The following is an 18,618-nucleotide window of genomic DNA, read 5'->3' as shown; positions in this document are numbered from 1 at the left end:
ATTCAATGATCGAGGCGTAGCGTGAACTCCCGACCCGTCGCTGGAGGCATCACGTCATGGCCGTTCCCAAGAGTGCGATCGATCCCCTGTCCGGCGTCCGCGTGGAGGACCGCAAGGCCCACGCCGATGTCCTGACCCCGGGGGCCCTCGCCTTCGTCGCCGGGCTGCATCGGCGTTTCGACACCCGCCGCCTCGCCCTGCTGGCCGAACGCAGCGCCCGCCAGCAGCGCTATGACGCGGGCGAGCTGCCCGACTTCCGCCCCGACACGGCCGCCCTGCGGCAGAGCGACTGGGCCGTCGCCCCCATCCCGGCCGCCTTGCAGGACCGCCGCGTGGAAATCACCGGCCCGGTCGAACGCAAGATGATCATCAACGCGCTGAACTCGGGCGCGAAGGTGTTCATGGCCGACTTCGAGGATTCCAGCGCACCCACCTGGCACAACCAGATCGACGGCCAGCGCAACCTGCGCGATGCCGTGAACGGCAGCATCGAGTTCACCAACGACGCCGGCAAGCGCTACACCGTGGGGCCTCACCCTGCCGTGCTCGTCGTGCGCCCCCGTGGCTGGCACCTGCCGGAGCGCCACATGGAAGTGGATGGCGACATCGTCTCCGGCAGCCTGCTCGACTTCGGGCTCTACGCCTTTCATAACGCGCGGACGCTGCACGAGCGCGATCGTGGCCCCTACTTCTACCTGCCCAAGCTGCAAAGCATGGAAGAAGCGGCGCTATGGGACGAGGTGATGAGCCATGCCGAAACCGAACTCGGCCTGCCCGACGGCTGCATGAAGGCCACGGTGCTGATCGAGACGCTGCCGGCCGTGTTCCAGATGGACGAGATCCTGCATGCCTTGCGCAATCGCGTTGTCGGCCTCAACTGCGGCCGCTGGGATTACATCTTCTCGTACCTGAAAACCTTTCGCGCACACCGCGAGCGACTGCTGCCGGAACGCGGACAGGTGGGCATGACGGTACCGTTCCTGAAGGCCTACTCCGAGCTGCTCATCCGCACCTGTCATCGCCGTGGCGCGTTCGCCATGGGCGGCATGGCCGCGCAGATTCCCATCAAGGGCGACGAGGCCGCCAACGAAGCCGCGCTTGCCAAGGTGCGCGCCGACAAGCTGCGCGAGGTGACTGCCGGCCACGACGGCACCTGGGTGGCTCACCCGGCACTCGTCGCAGTGGCTCAGGCAGTGTTCGACGAACACATGCCAACACCGAACCAGCTGCACGTGCGCCGCGACGACGTCATCGCATCGCGTGACGCGCTGATCGCGCCCGCCATCGGCACGGTCACCCGCGAGGGTTTCGACAACAACGTGGAAGTCTGCCTGCGCTATACAGCCGCATGGCTGGACGGCCAGGGCTGCGTGCCCATCCATCACCTGATGGAAGACGCAGCCACCGCCGAGATCGCCCGCGCACAGCTATGGCAATGGCTGCACCACGGGCCGATCGAATTCAGCGACCACGCATCCATCAGTTTCGCCCTGTTCGATCACGCACTGGAAAAACATCGTCACCGCCTGCGTGATTCCTCCGCACCCGGTGCCTCACGCGCCGACGAAGCCGCCACCCTGCTGTCCGCGCTTACCCGTGCCGACGAACTGCGCGACTTCCTCACCCTGCCCGCCTACGAGCGCCTGTCCTGAGATTCCAAGGAGAACCACCATGAAGACGCACAACGCCGAACACATCACGCTGGACTGGAAGAACAACGACCGCTGGAACGGTATCGAGCGCCCCTATAGCGCGGAAGACGTGGTGCGCCTGCGCGGCAGCGTGCAGGTGGAACACACGCTGGCCCGTCGTGGTGCCGAACGCCTGTGGCGCTCGCTGCACGAGCGCCCCTTCGTGAATGCACTGGGCGCCCTCACCGGCAACCAGGCGATGCAGCAGGTGAAGGCCGGGCTGGAGGCCATCTATCTCTCTGGCTGGCAGGTCGCCGCCGATGCGAATACGGCAGGCACCATGTATCCCGACCAGTCACTGTACCCGGTGGATTCCGTGCCCAATGTCGCACGCCGGATCAACAAGGCGCTGCTGCGCGCGGATCAGATCCACCACGCCGAAGGCAAGGATGGCCGCGACTGGCTCGCACCGATCGTGGCCGATGCCGAGGCCGGCTTCGGCGGCGTGCTCAACGCCTATGAGCTGATGGGCCAGATGATCGAAGCCGGCGTGGCCGGCGTGCATTTCGAAGACCAGCTCGCCAGCGCGAAGAAGTGCGGACACATGGGTGGCAAGGTGCTGGTGCCGACGCAGGAAGCCGTGCAGAAGCTGGTTGCCGCACGACTGGCCGCCGACGTGGCCGGCGTGCCCACGCTCATCATCGCGCGCACCGACGCCCAGGGCGCAGGTCTCGTTACGTCGGACATCGACGACAACGACAAACCCTTCCTCACCGGCAAGCGCACCGTGGAAGGCTTTCACGAAAGCCGCCAGGGCCTTGAGCAGGCCATCAGCCGTGGCCTGGCTTATGCGCCGTATGCCGACCTGATCTGGTGCGAGACATCCACGCCGGATCTGGACGAAGCACGCCGCTTCGCCGAAGCGATCCATGCGAAGTTCCCGGGCAAGAAGCTGGCCTATAACTGCTCGCCGAGCTTCAACTGGAAGAAACACCTCGACGAAAAGACCATCGCCAGCTTCCAGAAGCGCCTGGGCGAGATGGGCTACGCCTTTCAGTTCATCACCCTGGCCGGCTTCCACGCACTCAACCATTCGATGTTCCAGCTCGCCAACGGCTATCGCCAGCACCAGATGGCAGCTTATGTGGAACTGCAGGATGCGGAGTTCGCTTCGGAAAAGGACGGCTACACGGCAGTGAAGCACCAGCGCGAAGTGGGCACGGGCTACTTCGATGCGGTGAACCAGGTGATCTCGGGCTCGCTCAGCTCGCTGTCGGCGCTGTCAGGTTCGACGGAAGAAGAGCAGTTCCACCCCGCCTCGGCCGCCTGATGCTCGTGTAGGAGTGCGCCTTGCGCGCGACAGGTGCGCCGTGCATGTCCCGGTCGCGCGCAAGGCGCGCTCCTACTGGAATAGCAGCTCGCGCGATTGCTGGCTGGGCCCACGCGGAAGGGGGCTTGGCTGGCTGTCGAGGGGGAGACTGCGACCGAGGGCGGGGAGACTGCGCGCGGTCGCGGTGCGTATTTTCTGTCTCTTGTGGCGGCGCGTCAAGGAATGACGCGCTGTTCCGGCGGCACCAGGGCGATCACCGTCCAGCCCGGGCGCGGTTCCAGCTCGCGATGTCCGGATGCGATGCGCAGGGCGCCCTTCTCTTCCATGCCGAACAACAACACCGTGCGCGAACCGTACTGCTCGATGAAGTGCGGCCAGTCGAAGGTTTCACTGAGGCGCGTGGACTTGATCCGCCAGCCCTCCTTCAACAGATCGGCGAAGCGCGCATGGGTCATGTCGTCGGCAAACAATGCCGTGGCGAGCAGGCTACCTGCCAGCGATGCGCGACCATGGCTTTCCTCCGGCGACAGGTTGCGCAGGCGATATACCTTGTCGCGCCCGAACTCTTCGCGGTAATGCACGCTCACCAGCGAATTCAGTTCGCGATGCGTGGACATCGCAAAAAGATGACCGATACCGGCCAGATCGAGATTGCGATCCGCCGCCTGCGAGGCCGGGTTACCGAAGAACGTGGAAAGACCCGCCATGCGTGCGGCACGAATGCCATTCCAGTCGTCGTCGGCCACCACCACGCGAAGGCCTTCGTTCGCCGCCAGGGCCTGCGCAATCTCCAGCGCCACATTGTCCGAACCATAGATCAGTACGCCACGCGGTTCCGGATCGGCCACCTTGAGCCAGCGGGCCAGGGGCCGCGCCGTGGCGCTCTGGAATACCACGGTGCCGATGATCATCAGGAACACCAGCGGCACCATCTTGTCCGCGCCTTCAAGGCCGATCTTTTCCAGACGGATGGCAAACAGCGCAGAGACCGATGCGGCCACGATGCCACGCGGTGCGATCCATGCAATCAGCGCACGCTCCTTCCACGCCAGCGTGCTGCCGACGCTGGAGATGAGCACCGATAGCGGCCTGATGAACAGCTGCGCGACTACGAAGATCGCAATACCCGCGAACAACGCGCCGTTGGGCAGTGGCCAGTCCAGTCGCGCGGCCAGCAGGATGAACAACGTGGACACCAGCAGCGTCGTCAGGTGCTCCTTGAAGTCCATGATGTCGTCGATGTGCACATCGCGCATGTTGCCCAGCGCGATGCCCATGATCGTCACGGCAAGCAAGCCCGATTCATGCTCGAAGTGATTGGACACGCTGAAGGCGGCCAGCACCGCCGCCAACGTGCCGAAGTTCTGCAGATACTCGGGAATGATCTGCCGACGTAACAGCCGGCCGAGCACGAAGGCGGCCACGCCACCCACGATCACGCCACAGGCCACGGTGCCCAGGAATACCTGGATGGAATGCCCCTGCCGGTGCGACACGATCGCTTCGTACACCAGCACGGCGAACAGCGCGCCGATCGGATCGATGACGATGCCTTCCCAGCGCAGGATGTTGGAGATGCGCGCATTGGGCCGTACCGTGCGCAGCATCGGCGCAATCACCGTGGGTCCGGTCACACAGGTCAGCGCACCGAACAGCAGCGACAACTCCCAGCTGAGTCCGCCGATCCAGTGCGCGGCAGCGGCCAGCATCAGCAGCGCCGCGATGGCGCCGTAGCTGACCAGGCCACGCACGGCGTGCCCGATACCTTTCAGCTCACCGAAGCGCAGCGTGAGGCTGCCCTCGAACAGGATGACCGCCACCGCCAGCGAAACGATGGGAAACAACAGGTCGCCCAGCAGCTGATCGGGATGCAGCAGCCCCGTCACCGGGCCGGCGACGATACCGGCGAGCAGCAGGAAGAGAATCGCCGGCAGGCGCACCCGCCAGGCCAGCCATTGGCACAGGAACCCGATGCCGAGCATCAGGGTCAGCAGCATTGCCAGTTCCATAGAGGTGCAGATCCTTGTTCCCAAAAGAAAAACGACCAGCTCGGGGAGCCGGTCGCCAACGGGGATCATAAGGATCCAAATGTGAAGAAAGGCCGGGTCCCGATGCTGGAGCGGGGGGAGGGAGGGGTATCCAGCATCGGGACGGGGCGGGCGGGCCATTATTAAGAGAACCGCCTGGTACAGAATTCTCCGCCCCCACCCCCTATTTGTCAACTCTTCAGTACATGAAATAAAGTTCACCGGAGGAAACGCACTGTTTCACGTCATCACGACACGACCTCGTGGCAACAGCGAAAGCGTTCGGTGCGCACGCTCTGTTCTTTTCCGTATCGGGAATCAGGCCGTCACCGGCTCACGAATACGCATGGGCTGCCACTGTGCGTACGTAAGCGAGCGCCACGCCCATTCGACCGGACCAAAACGGAAAGCACGCAGCCAGAGCATGCTTGCCACGATATTGAACGCCCAGATGGCGGCGACCACGTAGGTGATCTGGTAGTACTCCAGCCTGCCGTAGAGCGCCCAGGGGCCGACCGAGAACAGGGCACGCGCGATGAGGCTGGTAAGGAGGTAGTTGCTGAGCGCTGTCCTGCCCACCGCCGAAAGCGCATTCCACAGGCCCTTTGCCACGCCTTGCCTCATCAACAACAGGATGAGCGCCGTGATGGCGAGCGATGCGGCTTCACGATTGAGGTAATAAGGCAGGTAAAGCCACAGGCTCATGCTCCACGTGGTGAATCCGTCCTGCTGCACGTGCCATAGCCCGAGCAACGAGAGCGGCACCGAGATCAGGAAACCGATGGCTACCGTCCAGGCGTAGACTTTCGTGGATTGACGTCCGGTGAGGAATCCATTCTTGAAAAGCCCCATGCCGATCAGCATGGCACTGAATTCATCGAAGATCTCCAGGTAACCGCGGCCCGACCTATCGCCATAAAGACGGGTAAAACGCGCCTCCACGCCTTCCACATAGCTCTGCTCGCGAACCTCGGCGACCTGCTCGGCATAGCCTTCCTTGTCGGTCACCTGCGATGTATTGAGTTCTTTCCATTCTTTCGCGCGCTTGACCGCTTCTGCATCCGGGTGGGCGCCCGACGTGTGGCTTACCTCGGCCGTTACCTGCTGCTGGAGTGCAAGACGCTGCGGAAGCTTGAGGTAGAAAAGCGACATGCTGGTTGTTGCGATGAACAGGGAAACAAGTGTGCCGGTGATGATCAGTGTGCGCGACTTGAGCAGACGAAACGGATAAAGAAAGATAAGCGCGCACAGGCCGTAATGGAACAGGATGTCGCCCGTCCAGATGAATACGCCATGCAGGAATCCCATGACGAGAAGCCACATGTTGCGTCGCATATAAATGTCCGACGCGGATGTGACGCCATCCCGCCTCGAGATGCGCTCGGTGAGAAGAACCACACCTGCACCGAACAGCATGGCGAACATGCCGCGCATACGACCTTCGAAGAAGATCCACTTGATCGCCCAGATGATCATGTTGAGCGTGGCGTGGTCGCCCGTGAATGCATTCAGCGGAATACCGCCGAATGCACCGGGGATCGCAAAATCATCGATGTTCATGACGAGAATGCCCAGCAAGGCAAACCCGCGAAGGGCATCGATCGTGACGATGCGATCGGACAACGTCACCGGCTGGGCAGTCGCCGACGGACGCGTGCGCGGGATGGGGCCGACGCCGCCAGCGGCGGAGTCGATGCTGATATCGGACATGGATGGTTCACTCAAACGACGGCATGGAGGATCGACACATGGCGCCTGTCGATCGACTCAATCCCCCCTCAAGGACTGCGCGGTCTGTAAGTCTTCCTGACGCCGGCCGATTCGCTCCCGGCATCTTGGCCGTGATTGCGATCCTGGCGAGATTGCAGGCCTAGGGTATGGCGCCTTGCGCGCCGTGACTTGGCCGTTTGGGCTGCGAGGCGCGAAAACTATCGTTCCTGGCGGAGGAATAACAATATTTCTTCGCGAAATCGCCAGAAAATCGCTGCCCCGGCAAATACTGATGCCCCGACTATTCGCTGGCTACTCGTCAGGACGTGCCTTCCGCCTTATGCCCTGGCAACGCCGATGGAGTCCTGCGCCCCGGAAAATCCGCAGGCGCAGGAGCGGAGTGTTACTGCGGTGACGCCGTCACCTGATGTACGTTCCAGCCGGAGGCATCCTCATTGAGCGTGAGGACCTGGGTCCCGGCAGGGAGTTGTACCGAGGCGGTGACCGTGGTCCATGCCTGCCAGTTACCGGTGGACGGGACATCAATGCTGCCGCTGAGGTTGTGCCCCTGGGCATCGGCCAGATGGAAGGCACGGGGCACGCCACCCGGCGATGCCACGCGGAAGGCAAGCTGGTAGGTGCCCGGGCGCGCCACGTTCACGGTGTAGTGGAACCATTGGCCGCTGGCCGTCCAGCCGAGGTCATAGCCACCACCTGTGTCCGCGCTCGTTTCCAGGTCCACGCTGTCGGCGCGGGAGACATTCGCACCGCCGTTGGCCGACAGCACGTTATAGGCAATGGCCTGGCCGCCCAGGTCGTAACTCGCGAAGGCCAGCGTGCCGGGGAACGCCAGCGCATGGGAGAACGCCGTATCGACCACGGTCGACTGCCAGCTATTGCCATTGAGCGTAGCGCTGAAAGTCGGCTCGCTGTTCTGGTAGGGCAACTGACCGGCGGCAACGCCGTTCACCGTATTTGCCGTCAGCGTGGCATTGCCGTTCTTCGCCGGATAGAACGGCGCTCCGATGACGATGCCGTTGCGCCATGGTGACACCACGGTATTGTTCGACAGCGTCGTGTTGGTCGACGTCGAGAAACCGATGCCGTCGAACATCGGCTGCACGACGACGTTGCCCGTCACGACGTTGCCGTCCACGATGCCGGTGTTCTGACCATCGCTGCCGTTGCCGATGTGAATGGCTGGCTGCCCTTGATCGAAACCGTTGCCGCCTGCACGCTCGATGCGATTGCCCGCGATACGCGAATTGTGCAGGTCGTCGCCATTGACGCCGAAACGCCCTACGCCAAGGCCGGTATAACGCGCGGTGTCAGCAATCAGGTTGTCTTCCACGTCATGGCCGGTACCGCCATACACACCGATGCCCTTGCCATTCCATGCGGCGATGAGCGTATTGTCCGTTTCGTGGATGTTGGTCATCGGGCTGTAGAAAACCTGCCCTGCACCCGATCCGTTGTAATGCACCGAGTTAATCGCCATCGCATCGTCACCCGTACCACGGATGAAATTGTTGGTGGCGGTGAGGTTGTTGCCTTGCGTGGCATCCAGCGACACATTGTTGAGGTTGCAGCCATCCGCCCATACCGAGGTCACGCGGTTGTTGCGAATGGTGCCGCCGTTGCCTGCGGCCCAGTAGCCGGACAGCACATGCTCGGTCCACAGGTTTTCCAGTAGCCAGTTGGTGCCCGCGATATCCATCGCGCCGCCTGCACCGTCGATGCTTTCACGGCTGGTCGCGTTGGAATCCAGGTGCAGCCCGCGAATCGTGGACGAGTGCACCTGGAACAGCGCACCGAGGCCACCGGCGTTGTTGGGCAGGCTCACCTGGCGATAGATGGTGCTGTACCACATGCCTGCGCCCTGGATGGTCAGGCCGTTGACGATGAGGCCTTGCGTACCCTTCAGGTAGAACGTACCGGCCGGCACCCACAGCACGCGGTTCTGCGCCTGCGCCTGGTTGATGCAGTTCTGGATGGCGACCGAGCTGTCGGGCGCATTTGTATCGCCACGGCCCAGCGTCGGCGCGTTGTCGGCTACGGCGCCGCAATCGGTGATCGACAGCGAGCCGGCCGGCTGCGCGAGCGGTGCGGGCGGGTTCTCGACGTCGATCACGTCGAGGTCATAGAAGCTCGCGGAGTTGTCACCGTCCTTGCGGAACGAAAACGTGCTGCCCGGTGCGATCGGATCGCCCTGCACGAAGAAGTGACTGTCGTCGAAGAAGGCGCGCGGACGACCGCTGGCGGGATTCTGGTCGCTCGCCTGGTACTGCTGGCCCTCGTAGATCCACGACTGGTGGGAATTGAGATTGACGTGCTGGCGGAAAACGCCGTTGACGTAGAGGTTGAGCGTCGTTTCGATGCCTCCGCCCTGCGGGGCATCGGGCACACTGGCGCGAACGTCGATGTAGCTGATCGGCTGACCGGTGTCGTTGCTCCACCAGACTTCTTCGCCGGTGTTGCGCAGTTCCACATAGGAATGGCCGGAAGCTTCCAACGCGGGCGTCGCGAAACGGTCGGCCGGAGGTGCCGTGAGGGCAACGAGGTGCGCGCCGTTGAGGTGTCCGGCTTCGGCCTCGTAACTGGTGAACGGCGTATGTGCGCCATTGGCCTGGGCACCGGCGGAAACGGCCAGAAGGGCCGGAATCAGCATGCTCAGGATACGCGGGGCGGAAGGGATGCGATCGATCATCACGCTCGTCTCGTAAGGAAGGGATCGGGCGCATGGGCACGGCATGGAGTCGCTCGCGGATCCATGGCGAACCGGACGGTCATGAACTATCCCTTGCCTCGGCATACGTCATGGCATGACGTGCCGCGCAAACATGGCCCTTTGACACGCTAGCCCCTGGCGCACTCCCGTGCATGGCAAAAAATCGCGCGCTTTGTTTACCCCGGACAGGGGGTAGCCGGGCCGTGACGGGGATCACTCTCCGGTATGTGAAGACGGGTTCTTCCACCGGCTGTTGGCCTTGAATGGGATATACGATTCATATATGTTTCGCATATTCTTCAGGCAGGAACACCCATGGGCATCGTGAACATCGACGACGAACTGCACGACCAGCTGCGCCGCGCATGTACGGTCACCAGCCGTTCGATCAACGCCCAGGCCAATTTCTGGATTCGCATCGGCATGCTTTGCGAGCTGCATCCCGAGCTGAGTTTCCAGGAACTGGTGGCGAGGGAACTGAGGGAGGCCGGCGTCAGGTCACAGCCACTGGCCGCATCGGCGTGATCAAGCAGCCCGACGAAATCGTTCGCATGGCGGAATCCGGCCGCTTGCTGGCCTCCGTATTCCATGCCCTTGATCGCCTGCCCATGGAAGGCATGAGCACGATGCAGATCAACGATTTCGTCGAGCGCATGATCGTCGATGAACTGAAGGCTCGCCCTGCCAGCAAGGGACAGTATGACTTTCCCTATGTACTGAACGCCTCGATCGACAACGTCGTATGCCATGGCATGCCGTCGGAAGACGATATTCTGCGTAACGGGCAGATCGTCAACCTGGATATCACGCTGGAAAAAGACGGCTACGTTGCCGATTCCAGCACCACTTACCTGATCGGCGAAGTCGGCTATGCAGCCCGGCGCCTGGTCGATGTGACCTACCAGGCCATGTGGAAAGGCATCGCCGAAGTACGCCCCGGCGCACGCCTTGGCGACATCGGTCACGCTATCGCCCGCCACGCGCGCGAACACGGGTATAGCGTGGTCAAGGAATTCTGTGGCCATGGCATCGGCCGGGAGATGCACGAAGACCCGCAGGTGCTCCACTACGGACATCGCGGCACGGGCGTCGAATTGCAGGAAGGCATGACCTTCACCATCGAGCCGATGCTCAACGAGGGCAGGCCCGCCATCGTGTCGCATCCCGATCAATGGCCGGTGTACACGCGTGACGGCAAGTTGTCCGCACAGTTCGAACATACGGTGGCCGTGACACGACACGGCGTGCGAGTGCTGACGCTCAGGCCTGACGAAAAGCCGCTTTGTGCCATGAGCTGAGTGCAGGCTGCCAGCAACGCTGGTTTCGCCGGCTCACGTCGATCAGAAACGCCGGTAATGAAGCGCTTCCGCCAGATGCGGCTGTTCGACACACCCCGTGCCGCCTTCTAGATCGGCGATGGTGCGCGCCACGCGGAGAATGCGGTGATAGGCGCGTGCGGAGGCACCCAGCTTGTCGAGTGCCGATTCAAGCCACTCGCGCTCCGCATGCGGCAACGCGCAGTCCCGCTCCAGGTTCACGACGCTCAGTTCCGCATTGCTCTGCCCCGAACGCAGCAGCGCCTTCTCACGCGCCGTGATGACGCGACGGCGCACCGTGGCGCTATCTTCGTCCATGGGTGAAGGGCCGGCCGTGAGGGCCGAGATGGGGACGCGCGGTACTTCCACGCACAGATCGATGCGATCGAGCAGCGGGCCGGAAATGCGCGAACGGTAGCGCTGCACCTGATCCGGCGTGCAGCGGCATTCGTGCAACGGATCGCCTGCGTAACCGCAGGGGCAGGGATTCATTGCAGCGACCAGCTGGAATTCCGCCGGAAAGGTGGACTGGCGCGCGGCACGGGAGATAACGATCTGCCCGGATTCCAGTGGCTCGCGGAGCACTTCGAGGACATGCCGCGAGAACTCGGGAAGCTCGTCGAGGAACAGCACGCCGTTATGCGCCAGCGAGATTTCGCCCGGGCGGGGGCAGGAGCCGCCGCCGACCAGTGCCACGCCCGATGCCGTGTGATGCGGGGCGCGGAAGGGACGGCGGCGCCAGCCTTCCGGATCGATATCTTCGCCAGCCAGTGAGCGGATGGCGCAGCTCTCCAGCGCCTCGGATTCAGTCATGGGTGGAAGAATGCCGGGCAGGCGTTCGGCCAGCATGGTCTTGCCGGTGCCGGGCGGGCCGATGAGAAGCAGGTGGTGGCCGCCGGCCGCGGCGATCTCCAGTGCCCGGCGCGCCTGGTGCTGGCCCCGGATGTCGCCCATGTCGGGGCCGGACTGCGGCAGGTCGTAGAAGTCGGTGGATACCGGTGGTGGCACCAGCTCGACCTGCCCGCTCAGCCAGGCGCAGACCTCGGCAAGGCTGTCGGCAAGCAGTACATCGGCCTCGCCGATGATGGCGGCCTCGGCGGCATTGGCACGAGGTACGACGATGCGACGGCCGCTGCGACGGGCGCGGATCAGGGCGGGAAGGATGCCGGACACGGGGCGGAGCTCGCCGGACAGGGCCAGCTCGCCCAGGAATTCACAGTCGTCGAGCCGTTCGCGGGGCACCTGTGAGCCGGCGGCGAGGATGCCCAGGGCGATGGCGAGGTCGAAACGTCCGCCATCCTTCGGCAACTCGGCGGGCGCCAGGTTCACGGTGACCCGGCGGTTGGGATACTCGAAGGCGGTGTTCTGGATGGCTACCCGGACGCGGTCACGCGCCTCGCGCACCGCCGCTTCGGGCAGGCCGACGATGGACGTGGAGGGCAGGCCGCCGGACAGGTGAACCTCGACGACGACCTGCGGCGCGGCAACACCTTCCTGCGCCCGCGACAAGGTGACCGCGAGACTCATAAGTGGAGGTATCGTAACCGGTAACGGATTTGGCCGGGTAGCGAACGTCGTCGATCCTGCGGGGATCCTGTTCGCATACGCGCTCCTTGCGCCGGCGGGGAAAATAACCGCCCCCGACCGCTCTCGGGGTGAGGGTGACGGATCGGAGGCGGTCCCGGGACTTGCGGTCAGTCCTACTGGCCGCCGTGCGCTGCGCTGACTTCGAGATCAGCGATGCGCTTTTCCAAACTTTCGAGCTTTTCGCGCGTACGGGCCAGGACCTGGCTCTGGACGTCGAATTCCTCGCGGGTTACGAGATCGAGGCGGCGTAATCCCTGCGCCAGAATGTCTTTGATGTTGGCGTGCATGTCCTCACGCGCTTGCGCCAACCCTGGCGGAACCAACGATGCCAATCGCTGTGCGAGTTGATCGATACCCTGCACATCCATCTTGCGCACCTCGATGTCGTGGAATGAATTCTAAGTGATGGGATTGTAGGCGCTATAGGCGTACGCCCACACGTCTTGTAGGGTTTTTCCTACAAAGGACCCAGGAAGACGCCCGGCAGCCCGGATGGCACAATGTCCATCCCCCGCGCCGGCACCCGCCTGCGCCCCAAGGAGCCATACATGAAGCTGGTGGTCGCCATCATCAAGCCGTTCAAACTGGACGACGTCCGCGAAGCCCTCGCCGATGTGGGCGTCCAGGGCGTCACCGTGACGGAGGTGAAGGGCTTTGGCCGGCAGAAGGGCCATACCGAACTGTACCGGGGCGCCGAGTATGTGGTGGACTTCCTGCCCAAGATCAAGCTTGAGGTCGCCGTGGCCGACGACCAGATCGAGCGCGTGGTCGAAGCCATCCAGCAGGCCGCCCGTACCGGCAAGATCGGCGACGGCAAGATCTTCGTCAGTCCGCTCGATCAGGTGGTGCGGATCCGCACCGGTGAGCTGGACAACGACGCCCTCTGAGGGGCGTCGTCCTTAAGGGCATCCTCAGGCCGCGGCCTGCCCCAGCCGCTTGAAGCGGCGGTGGTGCATCAGGATGCCGATGTAGTAGGCCATGTAGTAGCCGATGGTCAGCCCGGCGATCACCATCGTGAGCGGGCTGTTACCCGGTGCCGGTGCATGCGGGTGCGCCTGCGCACCGCCGAACATGGGCGCCAGCACCAGGAAGCGCCAGGCCAGGCGGCCCAGCAACAGGGCCGTCAGCGCTGCGCCGATCCATGGATTGGGGATGTAGCAATCCTGGCCGCCGGTGCCCAGCTCGAAGCGGGTCAGGCGCAGCCCCAGCAGGCCCAGGGCGCCGCCCACCAGCAGCCCCGCGAAGCCGCCCTCCGCCAGGCGGATGTCCTGCAGGCCCGAGGACAGGATCAGCAGGGCGATCACCCCGAACAACACCACGCGACCCGTCATGCGGCGCGTGCGGATCGGCTGCCGGCCGAAGCTGCCGCGCACCCGGCGATAGATGGCAAATGCCACCAGGCCGCCGATGAGGATCGGGGTAAACAGGGAAGCGGGGGACTGCGTGGCGATCTGGGCAAGCATGGCGAGGCTCTCGCGTTCGTCGGATGGGCACAGCTTAGCCACGCGCCGGTGCCGCCACGAGGGCCAGTCGCCACCCTTTGCGGGTGACGACTGTCAGCCCGTCCCGCCGCCTGGACGAAGGCGGCCAGGCGCGGCGCGGCTTACGCCGAGGCCTTGCCCTGGTTGGCCACGGCGGCCATCTTGGCGGCGATCTCGGCCTGGTCGCCCAGGTAGTAGTGCTTCACCGGCTTCAGATCGGCGTCGAATTCATACACCAGCGGGATGCCGTTGGGGATGTTCAGCTCGGCGATGTCGTCATCCGAGATGTTGTCGAAGTACTTCACCAGCGCGCGCATGGAGTTGCCATGGGCCGCCATCAGCACGTTCCTGCCCGAGGTGATCGCCGGGGCCAGCACCTCGTGCCAGTACGGCAGCACGCGGGCCACGGTGTCCTTCAGGCATTCGGTGAGCGGTACGTCGGCGATGCCTTCGTAGCGGGCGTCGTCGGCGAAGGACATCTCGCCCGGCTTCAGCGCCGGCGGCGGGGTGTCGTAGCTGCGGCGCCAGATCTTCACCTGGTCGTCGCCGTATTTCGCGGCGGTCTCGGCCTTGTTGAGGCCGGTCAGCGCACCGTAGTGGCGCTCGTTGAGACGCCAGTCGGTAACCACCGGGATCCACATCAGGTCCATCGCGTCCTGCACGTGCCACAGCGTGCGCACGGCGCGCTTGAGGTAGGAGGTGTGGGCCAGGTCGAAGGTGAAGCCGGCTTCCTTGAGCAGGCGGCCGGCCTCCTGGGCTTCCTTCACGCCCAGCTCGCTGAGGTCGACATCGGCCCAGCCGCTGAAGCGGTTTTCGAGGTTCCAGGCCGACTGGCCGTGGCGGATCATGACGAGCTTGTACATGGCGTCCAACGCTGCGAGGGAAAAAGGCGATGGTGGGCCGTGGCCCTGGGGCCGTCAACTTCGGGACCCTGCCGGAAGTCACGCTAAACCTTGCGGCCGCAAGGGGCATCCTAGGCCTACCAGCCTACTCGTGGAGTAACACACCATGCGCCGCACCCTGCTTTCGATCCTCGTCGCCCTTTCCGTTGCCGGCAGCGCCATGGCGCGGGACACCGACCCCTACAACAAGGTCAACGGCTCGGTGGAGGTATCCTCCGGCGAACACGTGGACAAGGTCAGCACCGTCAACGGCAGCGTCCGCGTCGGCGACCGCGCGGTGGTGCAGAAGGCGCAGACGGTGAATGGTTCGGTGAAGCTGGGCGATTCGGCCTCGGCCGACCAGGTGAACACGGTCAATGGCGCCATCACGCTGAACAGCAACGCGAAGGTGAGCGGCGACCTGAAGTCGGTGAATGGCCGTGTCTCGCTGGACAAGGGCGCCGACGTGAAGGGCCGCCTGTACAACGTCAATGGCGAGATCGAGCTGGACGCCGCCCATGTGGGCCAGGGCATCGAGACGGTCAATGCCGACCTCACCGTGGGTGCGAATTCGCAGGTGGAGGGCGGTGTCCTCTACAAGAAGCCGCAGGGCAACAACTGGCGCAGCGAGAACCGCAATCCCAAGGTCGTGATCGGGCCGCATGCCGTGGTGAAGGGTGACCTTACCTTCGAGCGTCCGGTGGATCTGTTCGTGAGCGATTCGGCATCGGTGGGTAACGTGAGCGGCGCGACGGCGAAGAAGTTCTCGGGGTCGGCTCCGTAAGGGGATTTGTTGCCGATATCGCTTCGAATGGTCGCGCGCGAGGCGCGCTCCTACAAGGGAGCACGCCTCGCGAACGGCTACGCCATGCCCCTGTAGGAGCGCGCCTTGCGCGCGACCACCCTCACACCCAGTCGCGCGGCTTCAGGTACTCGTAAAGCCGCGCCTCGTCACTCCCCGCGTCCGGCGCATACGCATACTCGAAGCGCACCTGCGGCGGCAGGCTCATCAGGATCGACTCCGTGCGTCCGCCCGATTGCAGGCCGAACAGCGTGCCGCGGTCGTAGACCAGGTTGAACTCCACATAACGCCCACGGCGATAAAGCTGGAACTGCCGCTCGCGCTCGCCATGAGGCGTATCCCGACGACGCTCCACGATCGGCAGATAGGCATCCAGGAAGCCCTGCCCCACGTCGCGGGTGAAATCCAGGCAACGTTCGAAACCGCCTTCGTTGAGATCGTCGTAGAACAATCCGCCCACGCCGCGTGTCTCGTTGCGATGCTTCAGGAAGAAGTACTCGTCGCACCAGCGCTTGTAGCGATCGTAGACATCCTCGCCATACGGCCGGCACAGGTCGCGCGCCACGCCATGCCAGTGACGTACATCCTCGTCGAAGGGATAGAACGGCGTGAGGTCGAAACCGCCACCGAACCACCACACCGGCTCCACGCCCTCCTTCGAGGCTTCGAAGTAGCGCACGTTGGCATGCGTGGTGGGGATGTACGGATTGCGCGGATGCAGTACCAGCGAAACGCCCGTGGCGATGAAGCCGCCGCCGGCCAGATCCGGCCGGTGGGCCGTGGCGCTCGGCGGGAGCTGGGTACCGGAGACCCGCGAGAAGTTCACGCCCGCCTGCTCGAAGATGGCGCCGTCGCGCAGCACGCGCGTACGACCGCCACCACCGGCGGGGCGGGTCCATGCGTCTTCCTGGAAGCGTGCCTTGCCATCGATGGCTTCGATGGCGGCGCAGATGCGGTCCTGCAGCTCACGCAGGAACGATTCGGCAATATCGGCTTGTTCGGACATGGGCACCGCATCCTCTTGGCAGGCGTGCAGCTTATCAAGAGAGCCCTGATTCCCCGCTGCGGCACGCAGCCGCGCAGGCGTGACGCCTCAGGCGATGCGTGCAGCCATGCGGCGGTTGCCGGTAAGCGCCGCCCAGCGCATGCCCGTATCGATCCACATGAGGTAGCCGGCCTCCATCGCCATGCGCAGCAGATAGCGCCGCGTCCACGGCATGGCTTCTTCCGCCCCCAGCGCAGAGGCGTCGAAGCCCAGGCGTCCGGCGAGGTACATGCAGCGGGCGAGATGGTAGCGGCTGGTGACCAGCCAGACGGGCGGCAACGGAGCTTCGTCGCCGGCCCTGAGCAGCTCCCGGGCGTGACGCAGGTTTTCCAGGGAATCGATGGATATCTGCTCCAGATCCAGCGGCACGCCAGGGGGCCAGTCGCGTGCCTGAAGCCAGCGACGCCCGGCCTCTGCCTCGCTTATGCCGCCCCCACTCAGGCCACCCAGCAACAGGACACGGTCCGCGCGCCCGTCGAGTGCGTTATCCCGGGCCCGCGAAAGACGGGCGGCAAAATCGGCCTCGGGCCGGTCATCGACGAGGCGACGACCGAACACCAGGAACACGCCGCGATGCCCTGCCCGCACCGGCGCACCCCGCGCCAGCCGGATCACCCGTACCAGGTGCGCCACATACAGCAGGCCCAGGCTGCCCACGCAGGCAAACGCCGTGACGAAGGCCGCCACGAGGATGTCGCGATCACTCAGGTAGCGCCATACGCCACGCCGCAAGGGCTTCAGCAGACCGGAGGACATAGCGCTTCCGAGGCGTCCGGGAAAACGCGCAGTGTACCCGCCAGTGCCGCTGGCTGAATCCCGGTGCGGCGTTCACGCGACGCTAGGGATCAAAAACGCTAGGCTCCCGCCATGCCTCATCCCATGTCACCCCTGGCCATTCGCGCCTATACCGCCACCTCCGCGCTCGGACGCGGCCTCGATGCCCACGCGCAAGCCCTGGCCACCTCGCGCGGTGGCCTGCGTCCCAACGACATCAGTTCGGCACCGCTGGACTGCTGGATCGGACGCGTCGACGGTATCGAAGACGAAGCCCTGCCCCGCCCGTTCGCCGAATGGGATTGCCGTAACAATCGTCTTGCCTGGATCGCGCTGCAGCAGGACGGCTTCGCCGATGCCGTACGCGATGCGCGCCACCGCTACGGTGCATCGCGTGTAGCCGTGTTGCTGGGCACGTCCACGGCCAGCATCGGCGCCACCGAAGAAGGGTACCGGCGCCTGGATCACGGCCACATGCCTGCCGACCTGCACCGCCCTGCCTTGCACACGCCGCACTCGCTTGCCGGTTTCGTCGCCGCGGTGTTCGACCTGGAAGGCCCCTGCCTCACCGTCGCCACGGCATGTTCGTCGAGCGCGAAAGTGTTCGCCAACGCCGAGCGCATGATCCGCCTGGGCCTGATCGATGCCGCCGTCGTCGGTGGCACGGATACGCTCTGCGACAGCGTGCTGTTCGGTTTCAATTCGCTGGAGCTGGTGTCGCCGACGCCATGCCGCCCCTTCGATGCGGCGCGCGACGGTATCTCCATCGGCGAGGCCGCCGGCTTCGCACTGATCGAGCGTCCACGCGAGAACGAAGACGCGCCCCTGCTCATCGGCTATGGCGAAGCCAGCGATGCGCACCACATGTCCACGCCGCATCCGGAAGGGCTCGGCGCCGAACTCGCCCTGCGCGACACGCTTGAACGCGCAGGCATCACCCCTGCCGATGTCGACTATCTCAACCTTCACGGCACGGCGAGCCAGAAGAACGACGAGGTGGAAGCCGCCCTGCTGACCCGGTTCTTCCCGGCCACCACACGCGCCAGCTCCACGAAGGGTTTTACTGGCCACACGCTGGGCGCCGCCGGCATCCTCGAAGCGGCCATCACCCTGCTCGCCATGCGCGATGGCGTGGTTCCCGCCAATCTGGGTGCCGACTCGCCTGATCCGCTGTGTGGCCCGCAGATGGCGTGGCAGGCCGAGCAGGCCGAACTGCGCATCGCACTCAGCAACTCCTTCGGTTTCGGCGGCAACAATGCCTGCCTTGCCTTCGCCCGGCAGGGAGTACCGGCCTGAGCGCCGCCCT

General features: G+C 64.4%; 16 protein-coding genes. 7 read left to right on the top strand and 9 right to left on the bottom strand.

Annotation, left to right across the window (positions count from 1 at the left end):
• Positions 1–56: 56 nt before the first annotated feature.
• Together aceB and aceA are read left to right on the top strand one after the other, a co-directional pair.
• A complete protein-coding gene (aceB, locus tag HBF25_RS02405; protein WP_166946191.1) occupies positions 57–1,652 on the top strand; it encodes a malate synthase A in 1,596 nt (531 codons plus the stop codon).
• Between the two features lie 19 nt (positions 1,653–1,671).
• Positions 1,672–2,961 (top strand): isocitrate lyase, encoded by a 1,290-nt coding sequence (aceA, locus tag HBF25_RS02400; protein ID WP_166946189.1) that lies wholly within the window; start codon positions 1,672–1,674, stop codon positions 2,959–2,961.
• Between the two features lie 215 nt (positions 2,962–3,176).
• Here the strand turns inward: aceA and HBF25_RS02395 are convergent, their stop codons facing one another.
• The 3 genes from HBF25_RS02395 to HBF25_RS02385 all read right to left on the bottom strand — a co-directional run bounded on the left by HBF25_RS02395 (position 3,177) and on the right by HBF25_RS02385 (position 9,405).
• Entirely contained in the window at positions 3,177–4,970 is a 1,794-nt protein-coding gene (locus HBF25_RS02395) for a cation:proton antiporter (protein WP_243852964.1), read from the bottom strand.
• A gap of 336 nt (positions 4,971–5,306) precedes the next feature.
• Complete coding sequence (locus HBF25_RS02390) at positions 5,307–6,698, bottom strand: DUF418 domain-containing protein (protein ID WP_166946185.1); 1,392 nt, start codon at positions 6,696–6,698, stop codon at positions 5,307–5,309.
• Between the two features lie 403 nt (positions 6,699–7,101).
• Entirely contained in the window at positions 7,102–9,405 is a 2,304-nt protein-coding gene (locus HBF25_RS02385) for a carbohydrate-binding protein (protein ID WP_208392369.1), read from the bottom strand.
• 336 nt (positions 9,406–9,741) lie between these two features.
• On the opposite strand from HBF25_RS02385, the gene HBF25_RS02380 reads away from it, so the two are divergent.
• Both HBF25_RS02380 and map read left to right on the top strand, forming a co-directional pair.
• A complete protein-coding gene (locus HBF25_RS02380; protein ID WP_166946181.1) occupies positions 9,742–9,951 on the top strand; it encodes a ParD-like family protein in 210 nt (69 codons plus the stop codon).
• Positions 9,948–10,724, top strand: a complete 777-nt coding sequence (map, locus tag HBF25_RS02375; RefSeq protein ID WP_166946179.1) for a type I methionyl aminopeptidase — start codon at positions 9,948–9,950, stop codon at positions 10,722–10,724. Before HBF25_RS02380 ends, map begins: the two co-directional genes overlap by 4 nt.
• Positions 10,725–10,766: 42 nt before the next feature.
• Here map and HBF25_RS02370 read toward each other — a convergent pair whose 3' ends face one another.
• Both HBF25_RS02370 and ubiK read right to left on the bottom strand, forming a co-directional pair.
• Positions 10,767–12,269, bottom strand: coding sequence for a YifB family Mg chelatase-like AAA ATPase (locus HBF25_RS02370; RefSeq protein ID WP_166946177.1), 1,503 nt, complete (start codon positions 12,267–12,269; stop codon positions 10,767–10,769).
• Between the two features lie 173 nt (positions 12,270–12,442).
• A complete protein-coding gene (ubiK, locus tag HBF25_RS02365) occupies positions 12,443–12,697 on the bottom strand; it encodes a ubiquinone biosynthesis accessory factor UbiK (RefSeq protein ID WP_166946447.1) in 255 nt (84 codons plus the stop codon).
• 180 nt (positions 12,698–12,877) lie between these two features.
• Here ubiK and glnK point away from each other — a divergent pair, with 180 nt between their 5' ends.
• On the top strand, positions 12,878–13,216 hold the full coding sequence (gene glnK / locus HBF25_RS02360) for a P-II family nitrogen regulator (RefSeq protein ID WP_166946445.1): 339 nt from the start codon (positions 12,878–12,880) through the stop codon (positions 13,214–13,216).
• A gap of 24 nt (positions 13,217–13,240) precedes the next feature.
• Here glnK and HBF25_RS02355 read toward each other — a convergent pair whose 3' ends face one another.
• Together HBF25_RS02355 and gpmA are read right to left on the bottom strand one after the other, a co-directional pair.
• The gene (locus HBF25_RS02355) at positions 13,241–13,834 is read right to left on the bottom strand and encodes a CcdC protein domain-containing protein (protein WP_341778022.1); all 594 of its coding nucleotides are present in this window, start codon (positions 13,832–13,834) and stop codon (positions 13,241–13,243) included.
• A gap of 98 nt (positions 13,835–13,932) precedes the next feature.
• On the bottom strand, positions 13,933–14,673 hold the full coding sequence (gene gpmA, locus HBF25_RS02350) for a 2,3-diphosphoglycerate-dependent phosphoglycerate mutase (RefSeq protein ID WP_166946175.1): 741 nt from the start codon (positions 14,671–14,673) through the stop codon (positions 13,933–13,935).
• Between the two features lie 145 nt (positions 14,674–14,818).
• Here gpmA and HBF25_RS02345 point away from each other — a divergent pair, with 145 nt between their 5' ends.
• Positions 14,819–15,475, top strand: coding sequence for a polymer-forming cytoskeletal protein (locus HBF25_RS02345; RefSeq protein ID WP_166946173.1), 657 nt, complete (start codon positions 14,819–14,821; stop codon positions 15,473–15,475).
• Positions 15,476–15,596: 121 nt separating this feature from the next.
• Here the strand turns inward: HBF25_RS02345 and hemF are convergent, their stop codons facing one another.
• Positions 15,597–16,499: an oxygen-dependent coproporphyrinogen oxidase gene (hemF, locus tag HBF25_RS02340; protein ID WP_166946171.1), complete on the bottom strand. Its 903-nt coding sequence runs from the start codon at positions 16,497–16,499 to the stop codon at positions 15,597–15,599.
• Positions 16,500–16,586: 87 nt separating this feature from the next.
• Positions 16,587–17,294, bottom strand: a complete 708-nt coding sequence (locus HBF25_RS02335) for a YdcF family protein (protein WP_166946169.1) — start codon at positions 17,292–17,294, stop codon at positions 16,587–16,589.
• Positions 17,295–17,417: 123 nt separating this feature from the next.
• Here HBF25_RS02335 and HBF25_RS02330 point away from each other — a divergent pair, with 123 nt between their 5' ends.
• Positions 17,418–18,608 carry a beta-ketoacyl-[acyl-carrier-protein] synthase family protein gene (locus tag HBF25_RS02330; RefSeq protein WP_166946441.1) on the top strand — a complete coding sequence of 397 codons (1,191 nt, stop codon included), beginning with the start codon at positions 17,418–17,420 and terminating at the stop codon, positions 18,606–18,608.
• The last annotated feature ends 10 nt before the right edge of the window (positions 18,609–18,618 follow it).

Source organism: Luteibacter anthropi, assembly GCF_011759365.1.
Taxonomy (GTDB): Bacteria; Pseudomonadota; Gammaproteobacteria; order Xanthomonadales; family Rhodanobacteraceae; genus Luteibacter; species Luteibacter anthropi.
Note: the sequence above shows the minus strand (reverse complement) of the source record. Positions and strands in the feature narration are given on the sequence as shown.

What these genes read in the sequence shown, in the direction of transcription:
- aceB (WP_166946191.1), top strand. Translation starts at nt 57, where the DNA reads ATGGCCGTTCCCAAGAGTGCGATCGATCCCCTGTCCGGCGTCCGCGTG.
- aceA (WP_166946189.1), top strand. Translation starts at nt 1,672, where the DNA reads ATGAAGACGCACAACGCCGAACACATCACGCTGGACTGGAAGAACAAC.
- HBF25_RS02395 (WP_243852964.1), bottom strand. Translation starts at nt 4,970, where the DNA reads ATGGAACTGGCAATGCTGCTGACCCTGATGCTCGGCATCGGGTTCCTG.
- HBF25_RS02390 (WP_166946185.1), bottom strand. Translation starts at nt 6,698, where the DNA reads ATGTCCGATATCAGCATCGACTCCGCCGCTGGCGGCGTCGGCCCCATC.
- HBF25_RS02385 (WP_208392369.1), bottom strand. Translation starts at nt 9,405, where the DNA reads ATGATCGATCGCATCCCTTCCGCCCCGCGTATCCTGAGCATGCTGATT.
- HBF25_RS02380 (WP_166946181.1), top strand. Translation starts at nt 9,742, where the DNA reads ATGGGCATCGTGAACATCGACGACGAACTGCACGACCAGCTGCGCCGC.
- HBF25_RS02370 (WP_166946177.1), bottom strand. Translation starts at nt 12,269, where the DNA reads ATGAGTCTCGCGGTCACCTTGTCGCGGGCGCAGGAAGGTGTTGCCGCG.
- ubiK (WP_166946447.1), bottom strand. Translation starts at nt 12,697, where the DNA reads ATGGATGTGCAGGGTATCGATCAACTCGCACAGCGATTGGCATCGTTG.
- glnK (WP_166946445.1), top strand. Translation starts at nt 12,878, where the DNA reads ATGAAGCTGGTGGTCGCCATCATCAAGCCGTTCAAACTGGACGACGTC.
- gpmA (WP_166946175.1), bottom strand. Translation starts at nt 14,673, where the DNA reads ATGTACAAGCTCGTCATGATCCGCCACGGCCAGTCGGCCTGGAACCTC.
- HBF25_RS02345 (WP_166946173.1), top strand. Translation starts at nt 14,819, where the DNA reads ATGCGCCGCACCCTGCTTTCGATCCTCGTCGCCCTTTCCGTTGCCGGC.
- hemF (WP_166946171.1), bottom strand. Translation starts at nt 16,499, where the DNA reads ATGTCCGAACAAGCCGATATTGCCGAATCGTTCCTGCGTGAGCTGCAG.
- HBF25_RS02335 (WP_166946169.1), bottom strand. Translation starts at nt 17,294, where the DNA reads ATGTCCTCCGGTCTGCTGAAGCCCTTGCGGCGTGGCGTATGGCGCTAC.
- HBF25_RS02330 (WP_166946441.1), top strand. Translation starts at nt 17,418, where the DNA reads ATGTCACCCCTGGCCATTCGCGCCTATACCGCCACCTCCGCGCTCGGA.